This window comes from Caulobacter sp. GW821-FHT10E02 (assembly GCF_059415225.1).
In genome coordinates, this window is sequence record NZ_JBWKMV010000001.1 from 1995682 (window position 1) to 2011706 (window position 16025).

A 16025-nucleotide genomic window follows, 5' to 3' on the forward strand; every position below is an offset into this window, starting at 1 on the left:
ACGTCTCTTGGCCTCGGAAATCGCGCCGCGACTGGCGCGCGAGAGGGGCGACATGGCTTTGAACAAGACGAAAGCGATCCTGGTCGGCGGCGTAGCCGCCCTGGCGCTGTGCATCGGCGGCTCGGCATCGGCCCAGCAGCGGACCTTCAAGGTGCCCGCGCAGGACGCGGTCAGCGCCATCCCGCTGTTCGCCCGCCAGGCCGGCGTGCAGATCTTCGCCCCGGCCGCCCAGCTGAAGGGCGTGCGCACCGTGGCCATCGAAGGCGAGATGGACCTGCATGAGGCGCTGAGGAAGCTGATCGCCGGCACGGGCCTGGAAGTCGCCGCCGACGACGGCCGCATCATCACCCTGCGCATCGCCCGCCCGGCCGCCGCCGACGTCGCCGCCGAGCCGACCGCGCTGGACACCATTATCGTCACCGCCCAGAAGCGCGAGGAAGCCGCCCAGGGGGTGCCGATCTCGCTGACCGCCTTTTCCGGCCGCGCGGTCGAGACCTACCGCCTGGAAAGCCTGCGCGACATCTCGCGCCTGACGCCGGGCCTGCTGGTCTCGGCGTTCAGCCAGTCCAGCCCGACCATCGCCATTCGCGGCGCGACCAACACCTTCACCCAGATCGGCGCCAACAAGCCGGTCGCCGTGGTGATCGACGACCTGTTCATCCCCCGCAACAGCGCCGCGACCTTCGAGCTCTACGGCCTGAACTCGGTGCAGGTGCTGAAAGGCCCGCAAGGCACGCTGTTCGGCCGCAACGTCACCGGCGGCGCCATCGTGCTGGACACCGGCAAGCCGGCCTTCGGCGACACCGCCGGTTCGGTGCGGATCGGCGGCGGCGACTATGACCTCAAGCAGGTCGATGGCCGCGTCGACATCCCCGTGGGCCAGGATGTGGCCCTGCGCCTGGCCGGCTCGCTGAAGCAGCATGACGGCTATGGCAAGGACCGCCTGACGGGCCGCGAGCAGGACGACCTCGACAGCCGCAGCCTCCGCGCCCAGGCCCGTCTGCGCGCCAATGACGATGTCGAGGTGCTGCTGGGCGCCGACTACGCCGAGGACCACAACGGCGGCCGCACCCTGTCGTCCAAGGCCGCCGGTTCGGACGGCGACCGCCGCACCTCGGAGCTGGGCTACGTCCAGGGTTTCGGCCGCAACCAGTGGGGCGCCTCGGGGCGGGTCTATTGGGACGCGCCGGTCGGCCAGGTGACCTCGGTCACCGGCTATCGCTGGTCGCAGTCGGGCGAGGACTATTCGGGCACCGGCGCCAGCTACGCCTTCCTGACCGGGACCAACACCCAGAGCGTCAACCGCGACGTCGACGATGTCGGCCTGTTCTCGCAGGAGGTCCGCTGGGCCAGCCCGAAATGGGAGCGCGGCGACCTGGTGGCCGGCGTCTATTTCGCCGACGAGGACGCCAAGCGCCAGCTCCGCACGCGCGGCCTAGCAGCCGTCACCGGCGTCGCCTCCTCCGACGTCCTGACCGACCAGGCCGTGAAGACCAAGAGCTACGCCGCCTTCGTCGACGGCACGGTGCACCTGCCGGCCGCCTTCGACCTGACCGTCGGCGCGCGCTACACCCACGACGAGAAGACCGCCGACCTGGTCCGCACCGACTTCATCCGCCCGGCCACCGGCAGCTTCACCGCCCGGGGCCTGAAGGCCGACTGGAGCGAGGTCACGCCCCGCGCCGTGCTCTCCTGGACGCCGAGCGACGACCTCAAGGTCTATGGCAGCGTCACGCGCGGCTACACGGCCGGCGGCTTCAACACCGACGCGGCGGTGATCACCGCTCTGGCCCAGCCGTTCGAGCCCGAGACCGTCACCAACTACGAGCTGGGCGTGAAGTCCCAGTGGCTGGCCGACACCTTGCGGATCAACGCCTCGGTCTTCCACATGGACTACAAGGACAAGCAGGAGCTCTTCTTCAACAACCTGACCCGGGTGCTGACCATCACCAACGCCGGCCAGGCCACGGTGAAGGGCGCGGAGCTGGAGGTGACCTGGCGCCCCGTTCCGTGGCTGAACCTGATGGCCAATTACGGCCTCCTGGACACCGTCTACGACGATTTCGTCATCCCGGGCGGTGCGGTGAACACCGGCAATCCGCTGGGCTCGTCGCCGAAGAACAAGGGCGCTCTGGCCGCCGACGTCCGCATCCCGCTGGCCGGCAAGGGCTACCTGACCGGCGCGCTGAGCTGGGCCTATACCGACGGCTACTACACCGGCGCGACCAAGGACCCGAACCTGCACATCGACAGCTACGCCCTGACCAACCTGTCGCTGGGCTATGAGAGCCAGGACGGCCGCTGGGCGCTGACCGCCTGGGCCAAGAACCTGGGCGATGTCGACTACCTGCTGACCCCGTCCACCCAAGGCGTGCTGGCAGAGTATCTGGGCGAGCCGCGCACGGTCGGCGTCATGCTGTCGGCGAAGTTCTGATGCCGGCGGTCGTGACCCGGCGGGAGCTGCTGCTCGGCGCCGCGGCGCTGGGCGCGGCCGCCCCCCTTCCCGACGAAGACATCGTCGGCCAGCCGCTGCGCCCCTGGCGGCGTGGCGGCGTGGACATCCACCACATCGCCACCGGCAAGGGCGACTCGACGCTGATCATCGGGCCGGACGGCTCCAGCCTGATGATCGACGCCGGCGCCTCGACCACGCCGCCGCCGGCCAGCCTGGACGCCCGCCCCAGCGCCGACCGTCGGCCCGGCGAGTGGATCGGCCGCTACGCCCGCCGGCATCTGGCCGCCACGGGCGAGCGCAAGCTCGACGCCTTCCTGGTCAGCCACCTGCATCCGGACCACATCGACGGCCTGTACGACGTCGCCGCCCTGTTGCGGATCGGCGTCCTGGTCGATCGCGCCTATCCCGACTACGCCTATCCCACCGCCTCGGACGCGCCGTTCGCCAAGGCCTATGTCGCCTTCGTCCGCGAGCGGGTCCGGACCGGCGGCCGGGTCGAGCGCTTCCGCGTGGGCGCGGCCGACCAGCTGAAACTCCCCGGCGCCGAGGTCCGCAACCTGGCGGCCAATGGCGAGGTCTGGACCGGGCGCGGGACCGAGACCCGCCGCCTGTTTCCGGCCGACATGCCGGCCGCCGACATCCCCGACGAGAACGCCTGCTCGGTCGCCCTCCGCCTACGCTATGGCGCGTTCGGCTATTTCGCGGCGGGCGACCTGACCAGCAACAGCTTCGACGGGACCCTGCCCTGGCGCGATGTCGAGACGCCGGCCGCCCAGGCCGCCGGCCCGGTCGATGTCGCCGTCGCCGCCCACCATGGCATGTTCGACGCCACCGGGGCCGATGTCGTGCGGGCGCTAAAGCCTCGCGCCTGGATCATCTCCGCTTGGCACGTCGCCCATCCCAGCTCCGACGTCCTGGAACGGATGCTGAGCCAGCGCCTCTATCCCGGTCCGCGCGACGTCTTCGCCACCGGCCTCTCACCGGCCAACGAGCTGGCCCACAAGTGGCTGACCGACCGCCTGGCGTCACGCGGCGGCCATGTCGTCGTCCGCGTCGCGCCGGGCGGCGCCAGCTACCGCGTGGTGGTCACCGACAATCGCGACGAAGGCGACCGGGTGATCTCGCAGTCAGGTCCCTGGCCGGCGTGAATTGCGCGCCGCCAGGCCCGCGTCGCGCAGCCGGTCGCGGATGAACAGGCCGGCGGAGACGGCCGGGGTCGGGGCCAGCACGGCGTCCAGCGTGTGCTGGCCAAGGCCCGTCAGCGACATCGCCTGGCTGGACAGCGCATCGAACACCTTCTCGCCCAGCTGCCGCTCCAGATAGCCGACATAGTTCTCGCCGCGACGCCGGCGCAGGTCGGCGGCCACCGCCTTCAGGCTGGGCATGCGCTGGGTCACCAGCGACACGGCCAGCGTGGCCCGGGCGCTCTGGATCGAGGTCAGGTAGAACTCCGGCATCGTGTCGGCCGCGATCGTGCCCGAGGCGCTGCGCACGCGGGCGACGACGTCGTCCAACCCCGCCCGCAGCAGGTCCTCCTGTCGGGGGAAGTGATAGGCCAGGGTCGAGTTGGCCAGGCCCGCGCGGGCGGCGATGGCCCGGTGGGTCACCGCGTCGGCGCCCTCGGCGATGATCAGTTCGGAGATGTAGCCCACGGCGCCAGCCTGCCACTCGGTCATCGGCGCATTGGCCGGCTGATCGTCGAGCAGCTCGCCCAGCGCCGCGCTGAAGATGGCGAACTCGCGCAGATCCCGCGCCCCATCGGCCGGGACCAGCCCGCAGCACAGGCGGCGCAGGTTCAGCCGGCGCAGCCAGCGATAGGCGGCCATGTCGCCCAGGGCCAGGCCATAGCCCGCCTCGCCGACGCTGTAGGCGTGCAGGATCTCGCCCGCCTCGGCCAGGTCCAGCCCTTGCGTCGCGTCGGTCCAGAAGGCCAGCCGGCGCGCCGACCAGGCCGCGACGCTCTCGGCGATCTCGGGCCGGGTCGCGGCGGCCAGCAGCAGTTCGCAATAGAACCGCGCGCGGGCGGCCTCGGGACCGGCCAGGTCGGACATCACTGCCTCGGCGATCTCGACCATCCGCTCACCGTCGCGCACGTCCAGCGCCCGGATCCGCGCCAGCCAGCCATCGAGGAAGACGCCCTCCTCCGCCACCGCCGCCTCGACCAGCAGGGTCAGCAGCTCGTCCTTGCTGCCATAGCGGCGGATCAGGGCCGGGGCCGTCGTGCCCAACTGCTCGGCCAGGGGGCGCAGGCTCAGCCCTTTGAGGCCATCGGCGTCGACCAGCCGCAGGGCCGCTTGGAGAACCGGCTGCAGGTCGGCGGGCTTGCTGTCCATGGCGTCACTCAGGCGTCGGTAGAGCGTCGCACAATAGTTTCGAGAACAGCATTATCCACTGAAAAGATAGATGACTAAGTCCGTACATTCGTACCAAGACTGTCACACATCGGCGCTAGACGATCCGCCCTCGATTCAATGCCGGGCGCGCGCCGCCCCTCTCGACTACCAGCCCCGCAAGGCCGATGTCCACAGGGGCGGCGCGCTCGAGGCTCAGGCGTCGCGCCAGCCGCCGCCCAGCGCCCGGAACGAGCGCACCGCAGCGCGGGCGGCCTCGGTGTCGGCCTGGGCGCGGGCGTCGCGGGCCGCCAGCAGGCGGGCGTCGGCGTCCAGCACCTCGATCAAACTGACCGCGCCGGCCTTGTAGGCCAGCTCCGACGCCGAACGAGCCTTGGACAGCGACTGCTCGCCACCGACCAGGATCCGCGCCTCATCCTCGCGCTTGACCAGGCTGGAGAAGGCGTCCTCGACATCGGCCGTGGCCCGCAGCACCGACTGCTGGTAGGCGGCCAGGCTCTCGGCGTTGCGGCCCTTGGCGACCTTGATCTCGGCATTGACGCGGCCGAAGTCGAACAGCCGCCAGCGCAGACCCAGCACGCCCTGGGCCTGATTGGCCGAGCCCGTGAACAACGAGCCGGTGGCCGTCGAGGCCGTGCCGACCAGGCCGGTCAGCGAGAACTTGGGATAGTATTCGGAGACCGCCGCGCCGATCGCGGCGTTGGAGGCCTTCAGCCGCCACTCGGCGACCGCCAGGTCAGGCCGGCGGCGGATCAGGTCGGCCGGACCGACGGCTTCGGTGATGGCCGGCGCCTGCGGCACCGGCGCGGCGGCGGCCAGCTGCGTGCGCGTGGCGCCGGGCTGGGCGCCCAGCAGCACGTCCAGCGCGTTCATCGCCGCCTCGAGCCCTTCCTCCAGCACCGGGACCTGGGCGCGGGTCTGGGCCAGCGCGCCCTCGGCCTGATGCAGTTGCAGTTCGGAGGCGACTTGGCGGCTCTGTTGCAGGCGCACCGTCTCGACAAGTTTCGATTGGGTCTCGACTTGGCCTCGGGCGACGGCCAGCCGCGCCTGCAGACCCCGGATGACTAGATAGGTGTCGGCCGTCTGGGCCGCGACCGACAGGCGGGCGGCGGCGACGCCGACCTTGGCGGCCTGATAGTCGGCCACGGCCGCCTCGCGATCGCGCCGCAGGCCGCCGAACACGTCGATCTCCCAGCCGGCGGTGACATCGGCCTCATAGAGCGAGCCGTCGCGGTCGAAGCCGGGCGCACCGGACGCCAGGCGGACCGTGGGCGTCTGGGTCGAGAGGTGGAATCGGGCCGCGCTGGCCTGGACACCGCCCGACGGCAGCAAGGCAGCGGTGGCCGCCGACAGCCCCGCCCGCGCCTGGGTCACCCGGGCGGTGGCCTGGGCCAGGTCGAGGTTCTGGGCCAGGGCGCGATCGACAAGGCCGTCGAGCACAGGGTCGTTGAAGCCCTTCCACCAGGCCGCCTGATCGACCGGCGCGGGCGGGGCCGCGCGCTGGGCCACGGCGTTCGCGCCGATGAACGTCCCGGACACCGCAGACGGCGGCGCGACATAGTTGGGGCCCACGGCGCAGGCGCCAAGGGTGACGCCGGCGAGGGCCAGCAGAGCCAAGCTCGAAACCGATCGCATCGCGACCTCCTCGTGAATTGTAGTGACCATATGCTAATACAGTCACTCGTTGTCAATCACGACCCTCGATGCTACCTATCTGGGCATGACCATCGACACCTCGACCCATGACGCCGCCGCGGGTCGCCGCGGGCCGGCCGACCACGCCATCCGCCAGCAGATCATCGACGCCGCCGACGCCCACTTCGCGCGCTTCGGCTACGGCAAGACCACGGTCGCGGACCTGGCCAAGGCCGTCGGCTTCTCGAAGGCCTACATCTACAAGTTCTTCGAGTCCAAGCAGGCGATCGGCGAGGCGATCTGCGCCCAGTGTCTGGACAAGATCATGTCGGCCGCCTTCGCCAGCGCCGCCGAGGCCCGCACGCCGACCGAGAAGTTTCGCAAACTTTTCAGCGTCATAACGGCGAAAAGCACCGAACTCCTGTTCCAGGAAAAGCTGCTCTACGATCTGGCCGCCAACTCCGCGACCGAGAATTGGCCCTCCGCGCTGGCCTATCTCCAGCGGGTCGAGGCGGCCCTGCGCGAGATCATCCTGCTGGGCCGCGAGGCGGGCGAGTTCGAGCGCAAGACGCCGATCGACGAGACGTGCTCGGCGATCATGCTGGCCATGCAGCCGTTCATGCATCCGCTGCTGCTGGAGTTCAATCTGGACGGCCTGCCGGAGACCCAGACCATGGTCATCAACATGATCCTGCGCAGCCTGGCTCCGTAGTCGTCTTCAAAAATCGATAGTGACCAATTGACAAATTGGTCACTGGGCACGAAATGAGGGTCACCGCTCAAGGCAGGACCCCTTTCGCCATGTCGCATCGCTTGCTCCTCGCCGCCGTCATCGGCGGCCTGACCGCCCCGCTCGCCGCCTGCGGCGGCCATGACGCCGCCGTCGATCCCCGCACTCAGCCGCCGGTCGTGCGGGTCGCCACCGCCCCCGCTGCGATCGACGGCGAGCGCCAGTTCACCGGCGTCGTCTCCGCCCGCATCGAGAGCCAGCTTGGCTTCCGCGTCCCGGGCAAGATCGTCGAGCGCCTGGTCGACACCGGCCAGACGGTGCACCGGGGCCAGCCCCTGATGCGCATCGACGCCGCCGACTACGCCTTGGCCCAAGCCGCCCAGGACCAGACCGTGGCCGCCGCCAAGGCCCGGGCCGTCCAGGCCGAGGCCGACGAGGCCCGCTATCGCGACCTGGTCGGCGCCGGCGCGGTGTCGGGCTCGACCTACGACCAGATCAAGGCCGCCGCCCTCGCCGCCCGCGCCCAGCTGCAGGCCGCCGAGGCCCAGGCCCGGGTGTCACGCAACGCCGCCGGCTACGCCGTGCTGGTCGCCGACGCCGACGGCGTGGTGGTCGAGACCCTGGGCGAACCTGGCCAGGTGGTCGCCGCTGGCCAGACCGTCGTGCGCCTGGCCCATGCCGGTCCGCGCGAAGCGACGATCGCCCTGCCCGAGACGCTGCGTCCCGCCGTCGGCTCGACCGCCACCGCCTCGGTGTTCGGCAACGACGCCGCCGCCCCTGCCCGCCTGCGCCAGATTTCCGACGCCGCCGATCCCCGCACCCGCACCTTCGAGGCGCGCTACGTCCTGGACGGCGCCCTGGCCTCGGCCCCGCTGGGCGCGACCGTGAGCATCGCCCTGCCCGGCGCTGGCAAGACCGGCGGCCGCGTCGTGCCGCTGGGCGCCCTCTATGACTCGGGCAAGGGCCCGGGCGTCTGGATCGTCGACGCCAAGACCTCGACGGTCAGCTGGCGCGCCGTGCAACTGGCCGCCATCGGTGAAGAGACCGCCACGGTCACGGCCGGTCTCGCCGCCGGCGAACGCTTCGTGGCCCTGGGCGCGCACATGCTGCACCAGGGCGAGCGCGTCAGCCTGCAAGCCGGAGCGGCGCAATGAGCTTCAACCTCTCCGCCCTGGCGGTGCGCGAGCGCGCCGTCACCCTGTTCCTGATCATCGCCGTCGTGCTGGCCGGGACCTTCGCCTTCTTCAAGCTGGGCCGGGCCGAGGACCCCAGCTTCACCATCAAGGTGATGACCGTGGTCACCGCCTGGCCGGGCGCGACCGCCCAGGAGATGCAGGACCAGGTGGCCGAGCCGCTGGAGAAGCGTCTGCAGGAACTGAAGTGGTACGACCGCGCCGAGACCTTCACCCGTCCGGGCCTGGCCTTCACCACCCTGACCCTGAAGGACCCGATCCCGCCCAAGGAGGTGCAGGAGCAGTTCTACCAGGCCCGCAAGAAGCTGGGCGACGAGGCCGCCAACCTGCCGCGCGGCGTGCTGGGTCCCTTCATCAATGACGAATATGGCGACGTGACCTTCGCGCTCTACGCGCTGAAGGCCAAGGGCGAGCCCCACCGCCAGCTGGTGCGCCAGGCCGAGACCCTGCGCCAGCGCCTGCTGCACGTGCCGGGCGTCAAGAAGGTCAACATCATCGGCGAGCGGCCTGAGCGCATCTTCGTCGAGTTCTCGCAGGATCGCCTGTCCAATCTGGGCGTCAGCCCGCGCGAGATCTTCGCCGCCCTGAACGAGCGCAACCTCGTCACGCCGGCCGGCTCGATCGAGACCAACGGCCCGCAGGTGCAGATGCGCCTGGACGGCGCTCTGGACGACCTCCAGACCATCAAGGACACGCCGATCGTGGTCGGCGGCAAGACCCTGAAGCTGTCCGACCTGGCCGAGGTCAAGCGCGGCTACGAGGACCCCGCCACCTTCTTCATCCGCAACGGCGGCGAGCCGGCCCTGGAGCTGGGGGTGGTGATGAAGGAGCGCTACAACGGCCTGCAACTGGGCAAGGACCTGGAGAAGGAAGCCAAGGCCATCGCCGGCGAACTGCCGCTGGGCCTGACCTTCGCCAAGGTCACCGACCAGGCGGTGAACATCACCGAGGCCTATGACGAGTTCATGCTGAAGTTCTTCGTGGCTTTGGCCGTGGTGATCGCCGTCAGCCTGCTGAGTCTCGGCTTCCGCGTCGGGGTCGTCGTGGCCCTGGCCGTGCCGCTGACCCTGGCGGCGGTGTTCGTGATCATGCTGGCCACCGGCCGCGACTTCGACCGCATCACCCTGGGCGCGCTGATCCTGTCGCTGGGCCTCTTGGTCGACGACGCCATCATCATCATCGAGACCATCGTGGTGAAGATGGAGGAAGGCCGCGACCGCATCGCCGCCTCGACCTACGCCTGGGGCCACACGGCCGCGCCGATGCTGGCCGGCACCCTGGTGACGATCATCGGCCTGATGCCGGTGGGCTTCGCCAAGTCCAGCGCCGGCGAATATGCCGGCAACATCTTCTGGGTCGTGGCCTTCGCCCTGATCACCTCGTGGTTCGTGGCGGTGATTTTCACCCCGTATCTGGGCGTGATGCTGCTGCCGAAGATCAAGCCCGTCGAGGGCGGCCACGCGGCCATCTACGACACCCCGCGCTATCGCCAGCTCCGGCGCCTGATCGGCTGGACCGTCGCCAACCGGCTGAAGGTGGTGCTGGGCGTCGTGGCGGCGCTGGTCGTGTCCTTCCTGATGATGGGCATGGTCAAGCAGCAGTTCTTCCCGATCTCCGACCGCCCCGAAGTGCTGATCGAGGTGCAGACGCCCGAAGGCTCCAGCATCGAGACCACCAGCCAGGCGACGGCCAAGGTCGAGGCGTGGCTGAGCAAGCAGCCGGAGGCCAAGATCGTCACCAGCTATATCGGCCAGGGCGCGCCGCGCTTCTTCCTGGCCATGTCGCCGGAGCTGCCCGATCCGTCCTTCGCCAAGATCGTGGTGCTGACCGGCAACGAGAAGGCGCGCGACGCCCTCAAGAGCCGGGTCCGCCAGTTCGCCCAGCAAGGCTCGGTCGCGGGCGCGCGCATCCGCGCCACCCAGATCGTCTTCGGCCCGCCCTCGCCCTGGCCCGTGGCCTTCCGCGTCATGGGGCCCGACCAGACCAAGGTGCGGGACATCGCCGAACAGGTCCGCGGCGTCATGCAGGCCAACACGTCCCTGCGCCAAGTCAATACCGACTGGGGCGAGCGCGTCCCGAGCATCCACTTCGTGCTCGACCAGGACCGCCTGCGCGCCATGGGCCTGTCCAGCCACGATGCGTCCGAGCAGCTGCAGTTCCTGCTGACCGGCGCGCCCGTGACCCAGGTCCGCGAGGACATCCGCACCGTCGAGGTGATCGCCCGCACCAGCGGCGCCGACCGCCTGGACCCGGCCAAGCTGGGCGCCTTCACCCTGCTGGGCTCGGAAGGCCAGCGCGTGCCGCTCGACCAGATCGGCAAGGCCGAGATCCGCATGGAGGACCCCATCCTGCGCCGTCGCGACCGCCTGCCCACCATCACCGTCCGCGCCGATGTCGGGGCCGAGTTCCAGCCGCCCGCCGCCTCCGCCGAGGTGATCAAGGCGCTGGCGCCGATCCAAGCCAAGCTGCCGGCCGGCTACCGGATCGAGGCCGGCGCCGACATCGAGGAAGCCGGCAAGGCCAATGCGGCCCTGGCGGCGGTCTTCCCGCTGATGTTCATCCTGATGATGATCGTGATCATCTTCCAGGTGCGGTCGCTGTCGGCGATGTGGATGGTGCTGCTGACCGCGCCCCTGGCCCTGGTCGGGGTGGTGCCGACGCTGCTGATCTTCCACCAGCCGTTCGGCTTCAACGCCATCCTCGGCCTGATCGGCCTGGCGGGGATCATCATGCGCAACGGTCTGATCCTGATCGGCCAGATCCACACCAACGAGAAGGACGGCCTGGACCCGTTCCACGCCGTGGTCGAGGCCACGGTCCAGCGGGCCCGGCCGGTGATCCTGACCGCCCTGGCGGCGGTGCTGGCCTTCGTGCCGCTGACCTTCTCGGTGTTCTGGTCGTCGCTGGCCTACACCCTGATCGGCGGTACGATCGGCGGCACCGTGCTGACCCTGGTGTTCCTGCCGGCGCTGTACGCCCTGTGGTTCCGCATCCGCGAGGGGTCGATGACCGACGCCTCCACGCCCCCGGCCCTGGACGCCGTTCCGGTCTAGGGCCCGTCGTCCCCGGCGCCGCCCTCCCGCGCCGGGGACGACCTCCATGCGAGGCGTGTCATGACCGACCAGAGCCGTTGCCTCTCGACCCGCGAGCGCCTGATCAGCGCGGCGACCACGCTGTTCCACCGCGCCGGTGTCCACGCCACGTCGGTGGACGAGATCGCGGCGACGGCCGGCGTCACCAAGCCCACGCTCTACCGCCACTTCCCCGGCAAGGAGGACGTGGTGGTCGCGTGTCTGGAAGCGGAAGGCCTAGCGCGACGCCACGAGGTGGCGTCGGCGGTCGAGTTGAGCAACGAGCCCGCCGCGCGCATCCGGGCCATCGGCCGCCACTTCGCCCGGGACCTCGGCGATGCGCCGGATCGCGGGCTGCTGTCCCTGAGCGTGTCCGTGGAATTCCCAGAGGCCGGCGGCCGGGTGCGGACGGCGATCCGGGCGCAGGCCCAGGCGCTGCAGGACCAGCTCGTGGCCCTGATCGCCCCGGGCCAGCCGCAGGCGGCCGGTCCGGTGGCTCAACAACTGATCCTGGCCATCTGCGGGGCCAGCGCCGGGGTCAGGGCGCTGGGTCCGACGGCCGCCGACAGCCTGGTGGGCTGCGTCGAGGCCATCATCGCCAGCGCCGATCTTTAGCGCCTAGGCCTGGGCCGAAGGCGCGGCCAGGAAGCTCTTGCGGCGTCCGTACAGCAGATAGACGACCAGCCCGATCAGGTTCCAGACCAGGAACCGGCCCAAGGTCGCGGGCGGCAGGCTGATCATGAAGTAGAGACAGCCGACCACGGCCAGCGGGCCCACGACCCACACCGCCGGGCAGCGGAACAGGCGCGGCAGGTCGGGCTTGGTCACCCGCAGCACCATCACGCAGACGGCCACGCAGATGAAGGCCAGCAGGGTGCCGGCGTTCGACAGCTCGGCGATCTCGTCCAGGCGGAAGAGACCCGCCACCACCGCCACGAAGGCGCCGACGATCAGGGTCAGCTTGACCGGCGTGCCGCTACGCTCATGTAGGCGGCTGAGGCCGTGCGGCAGCAGGCCGTCGCGCGACATCACGAAGAACACCCGCGTCTGGCCGAACATCATCACCAGGATGACGCTGGGCAGGGCGATGACCGCCGCCGCGGCGATGGCGACCGCCGCGAGCGGATGGTCCAGGCTGCGCAGGATGAAGGCCAGCGGCTCGCCGCTGCGGGCGAAGTCACCGAACGGCCAGGCGCCGACCGCGCAGGTGGCGACCAGCATGTAGATCAAGGTGCTGACGATCATCGAGCCGACGATGCCGATGGTCAGGTCGCGCTTGGGGTTCTTGACCTCTTCCGCCGAGGTCGAGACGGCGTCGAAGCCGAAGAAGGCGAAGAACACGATGGCGGCCGCCGCCATGACCCCGCGCGTGTGGCCGTTCACGGTCTCGGACGCGAAGCCGTAGGGCATGAAGGGCGTGAAGTTCTCGGGCTTCAGCGCGGTGATGGTCAGCAGCACGAACACCGCCAGGGCCAGGATCTTGATGGCCACCAGCACGATATTGACCACGGCGCTTTCCTTGGCGCCCCGGATCAGCAGGGCCGTGACGGCCACCACGATCAGCACGGCGGGCAGGTTGACGATGCCGCCGCTGTGCGGTCCGGCCAGCAAGGCCGCCGGCAGGCTTATCCCCGCGCTCTTGAGCAAGCCGACCATGTAGCCGGACCAGCCCACCGCCACGGCGCTGCAGGTCACGGAGTATTCGAGGACCAGGCTCCAGCCGACGATCCAGGCCAGCCCCTCGCCCAGCACGGCATAGGCATAGGTGTAGGCGCTGCCGGCCGCGGGGACCAAGGTGGCCATCTCGGCATAGGTCAGGGCGGCGAAGACGCAGAGGACGCCGCAGGCCCCGAAGGCCAGGATCACGGCGGGGCCGGCGCGCTCGGCGCCGATGCCCGTCAGGGTGTAGATACCGGTGCCGATGATCGCGCCGATGCCCAGGGCGATCAGGTGCGGCCAACTCAAGGTCGGCTTCAGGCGGCGGTTCTCCTCGACCCGGAGCACCGCATCCAGCGCCTTTCGGCGCGTCCAAAAGCTCATGATTACAGTCCCCTCTCGTTGTTATCCGCGACCCCGGCCCCCTCGCCGGTCCGCGTCTTAGGAAAACGGCCTGTCGATCGCGGCCGAAGGCGTGGTGAACCAGGCCGCGCCGCTCGGCGTGACATGGAAATGGTCTTCGAGCCGGACGCCGAACTGGTCGGGCAGCACGATCATCGGCTCGTTGGAGAAGCACATGCCGACCGCCAGCGGGGTCGTGTCGCCGCGCACCAGGTACGGGCCTTCGTGGATCGAGAGGCCGATGCCGTGGCCGGTGCGATGCGGCAGGCCCGGCAGGGCGTAGTCGGGTCCGAGGCCGTGGCGCTCCAGCACCTCGCGCGCGACCTGGTCGATGACCTCGCAGGGCACGCCGGGCTTGACCGCCGCGAAGGCGGCCGCCTGGGCCTCATGCTCGATCGCCCAGATGCGGCGATGCTCAGCGCTAGGCGTTCCAAAGACGTAGGTGCGGGTGATGTCGGAGTGGTAGCCGTCGATCTGGCAGCCGGTGTCGATCAGCACGAGGTCGCCCTCGGCCAGACTCTGCTCACCAGGCACGCCGTGCGGATAGGCGCTGGCGACGCCGAACTGGACGGCGCAGAAGGTCGAGCCGTTGTCGGCCCCGCAGGCGCGGTGGGCCTGATCGATGAAGCGCTTGACCTCGCCCGTGGTGATCCCCGGCCGCAGGATCGCGGCGGCCCGGCGGTGGACGTCCAGGGTCAGGCTCTTGGCGTATTGCAGCAGGGCCAGCTCGGCCGGCGACTTGACGCCCCGGCAGCCGTCGACGACCGGCGCGGCGTTGATGACGGTCAGGTTCGGCGCGGCCCGGCGGACGTCGTCGAAGGCCTGGAAGGACAGGGCCGGATCGAAGGCCAGGGCCGTGACGCCCAGCGTCTTCAGAGTCTCGGCGACCAGCGCCCCGGGCGGCTCATCCTCCTGCCAGAGGCGGATCTCGGCCTCGAGCCCGAGGCTGGCTTCCAGCGAACCCAGCTCGAAGGCCGGGCAGATCATGATCGGGTCGCCGTCGACGGGCAGCAGCATGGCGACCAGACGCTCGGTCGCGCCCCAGGCCACGCCGGTGAAGTAGCGCAGGCTGGCGCCGGCCCCGATCAGCAGCGCCTGCGCGCCCAGGCTCCGCGTCAGGTCGCGCGCCTTGGCCAGGCGCGCCCGGCGCTCGGCGACGTCGATCGGCGCGGGCCGGGCCGGCGGCGGCGCGAGGTCGGCGAGTTCTTGTTCCGCGGTCGAGCCGCCGATGCCGGTGGTCATGCGGCCATCTCCTTGCGGCGCGCGAAACGGTCGAGGTCGAAAGGCGTCAAGTCAACCGCCGGCTTGCCGCCGCCGGCCAGGGCGGTGACGATCTCGCCGGTCGTGGCCGCCAGGGTCAGGCCCAGATGCTGGTGCCCGAAGGCGTAGATCAGATTGCCCGCGCGGCGGCTGACACCGATCGCCGGCAGATAGTCGGGCAAGGTCGGCCGCGCGCCCATCCACTGGCTGCGCGGCTTGGCCATCGGCAGGCCCAGTTCGTCGACGTGGCGATGCAGGCGCGCCCACTTGCGTGGATCGGCCGGGGTCTCGCGGCGCGCGAACTCGACGAAGCTGGCGGCCCGCAGGCGGTCGCCAAACCGGGTGACGATCATCGAGCGATCCTCGAAGACCACCGGCGGCAGGTCGCCCCAGGCGCCGACATCGCCTTCGATGTGATAGCCGCGCTCGGCGACGATCGGCGCGACATGGCCCAGGTCTCGCATCAGCGCGCCGCTGCCGACACCGGCGGCCAGCACCACTTGGTCGGGCCGTAGCACCTCTCCGTTGTCGAGCGTCAGGACGGCGCGGCCGTTCTCGACGCCCAGGGCCTTGATCCTGGCCGACCGGGTTTCGCCGCCCTGGGCCTCGAAGGCCTCGCGCAGGGTCCGCAGGGCCAGGCCCGGATCGCTGATCTGGCCGCTGTTCTCGAAGCGCAGGCCGCCGGCCGGCGCAGCGTTCAGGCGCCTGGCGACGTCTATCAGTTCGGCGCCCTGCAGGTCGCGCGTGCGGGCTTGGCCGATGTCGGCGGCGCGCCAGGCGGCCCTGCCCTTCTCGGCGCTGGCTAGGCTTTCCCAGACGACGATGTGGCCGTCCAGGCGCAGCAAATCCGGTCGGCCAGCCGCTTCGACGAGGCGCCGCCAGGCTGGCGCTGCATCATTGAGCAGCGCGCCCAGCGCCACCCTGCCGTGTTCGAAGGCCTGCGGCGAACAGGCCTGGACATAGCGTCCCGCCCAGCCGCCCCATGTGAGGATGTCGCCGAATCTGAAGTCCAGGGCCCCGCCGCGCGGGAACCACCGCGCCGGCGCCGATTTCAGCGCCTTCATCGAGGCGATCGGCTCGACCTGTTCGATGGCGATATGGCCGGCATTGCCCCAGGACGCCGACGGCGCGGCGGCCCCTGTGGCTCCTTCATCGATGAGCAGAACGGATGCGCCCGCGCGTCGAAGATCCAGCGCGCAGGCAAGCCCCACAACGCCTCCGCCCACAACAACCAAACTCATTGGATAGCCACCAGGCCTTTACCTCCAAATC

11 protein-coding genes are annotated in these 16025 nt (G+C 70.4%); 6 read left to right on the forward strand and 5 right to left on the reverse strand.

Annotated features, from left to right (window positions below; genetic code table 11):
• Positions 1-52: 52 nt before the first annotated feature.
• Positions 53-2434 (forward strand): TonB-dependent receptor, encoded by a 2382-nt coding sequence (locus tag AC07NI_RS08805; RefSeq protein WP_494617828.1) that lies wholly within the window; start codon positions 53-55, stop codon positions 2432-2434.
• Positions 2434-3603 (forward strand): ComEC/Rec2 family competence protein, encoded by a 1170-nt coding sequence (locus AC07NI_RS08810; RefSeq protein WP_494617829.1) that lies wholly within the window; start codon positions 2434-2436, stop codon positions 3601-3603. The genes AC07NI_RS08805 and AC07NI_RS08810 overlap by 1 nt, the downstream gene beginning before the upstream one ends.
• On the opposite strand, the gene AC07NI_RS08815 is transcribed toward AC07NI_RS08810, so the two are convergent.
• Positions 3583-4788, reverse strand: a complete 1206-nt coding sequence (locus AC07NI_RS08815; RefSeq protein WP_494617830.1) for a TetR family transcriptional regulator — start codon at positions 4786-4788, stop codon at positions 3583-3585. The genes AC07NI_RS08810 and AC07NI_RS08815 overlap by 21 nt on opposite strands.
• 213 nt (positions 4789-5001) lie before the next feature.
• On the reverse strand, positions 5002-6441 hold the full coding sequence (locus AC07NI_RS08820) for an efflux transporter outer membrane subunit (RefSeq protein ID WP_494617831.1): 1440 nt from the start codon (positions 6439-6441) through the stop codon (positions 5002-5004).
• An 85-nt stretch (positions 6442-6526) separates the two neighbouring features.
• On the opposite strand from AC07NI_RS08820, the gene AC07NI_RS08825 reads away from it, so the two are divergent.
• From AC07NI_RS08825 to AC07NI_RS08840, 4 genes are all read left to right on the forward strand, one after another.
• Positions 6527-7153 (forward strand): TetR/AcrR family transcriptional regulator, encoded by a 627-nt coding sequence (locus tag AC07NI_RS08825; RefSeq protein WP_494617832.1) that lies wholly within the window; start codon positions 6527-6529, stop codon positions 7151-7153.
• A gap of 89 nt (positions 7154-7242) precedes the next feature.
• Positions 7243-8325, forward strand: coding sequence for an efflux RND transporter periplasmic adaptor subunit (locus tag AC07NI_RS08830; protein WP_494617833.1), 1083 nt, complete (start codon positions 7243-7245; stop codon positions 8323-8325).
• Entirely contained in the window at positions 8322-11417 is a 3096-nt protein-coding gene (locus AC07NI_RS08835; RefSeq protein ID WP_494617835.1) for an efflux RND transporter permease subunit, read from the forward strand. The genes AC07NI_RS08830 and AC07NI_RS08835 overlap by 4 nt, the downstream gene beginning before the upstream one ends.
• Before the next feature lie 60 nt (positions 11418-11477).
• Positions 11478-12050, forward strand: a complete 573-nt coding sequence (locus AC07NI_RS08840; protein WP_494617837.1) for a TetR/AcrR family transcriptional regulator — start codon at positions 11478-11480, stop codon at positions 12048-12050.
• A 3-nt stretch (positions 12051-12053) separates the two neighbouring features.
• Here AC07NI_RS08840 and AC07NI_RS08845 read toward each other — a convergent pair whose 3' ends face one another.
• Genes AC07NI_RS08845 through AC07NI_RS08855 form a run of 3 tightly spaced genes read right to left on the reverse strand, consistent with a single transcriptional unit; the run spans position 12054 to position 15994 of the window.
• Complete coding sequence (locus tag AC07NI_RS08845; RefSeq protein ID WP_494617840.1) at positions 12054-13475, reverse strand: amino acid permease; 1422 nt, start codon at positions 13473-13475, stop codon at positions 12054-12056.
• A gap of 57 nt (positions 13476-13532) precedes the next feature.
• The gene (locus tag AC07NI_RS08850; RefSeq protein WP_494617841.1) at positions 13533-14735 is read right to left on the reverse strand and encodes a M24 family metallopeptidase; all 1203 of its coding nucleotides are present in this window, start codon (positions 14733-14735) and stop codon (positions 13533-13535) included.
• Positions 14732-15994: an NAD(P)/FAD-dependent oxidoreductase gene (locus AC07NI_RS08855; protein WP_494617844.1), complete on the reverse strand. Its 1263-nt coding sequence runs from the start codon at positions 15992-15994 to the stop codon at positions 14732-14734. Before AC07NI_RS08855 ends, AC07NI_RS08850 begins: the two co-directional genes overlap by 4 nt.
• Positions 15995-16025: the final 31 nt, after the last annotated feature.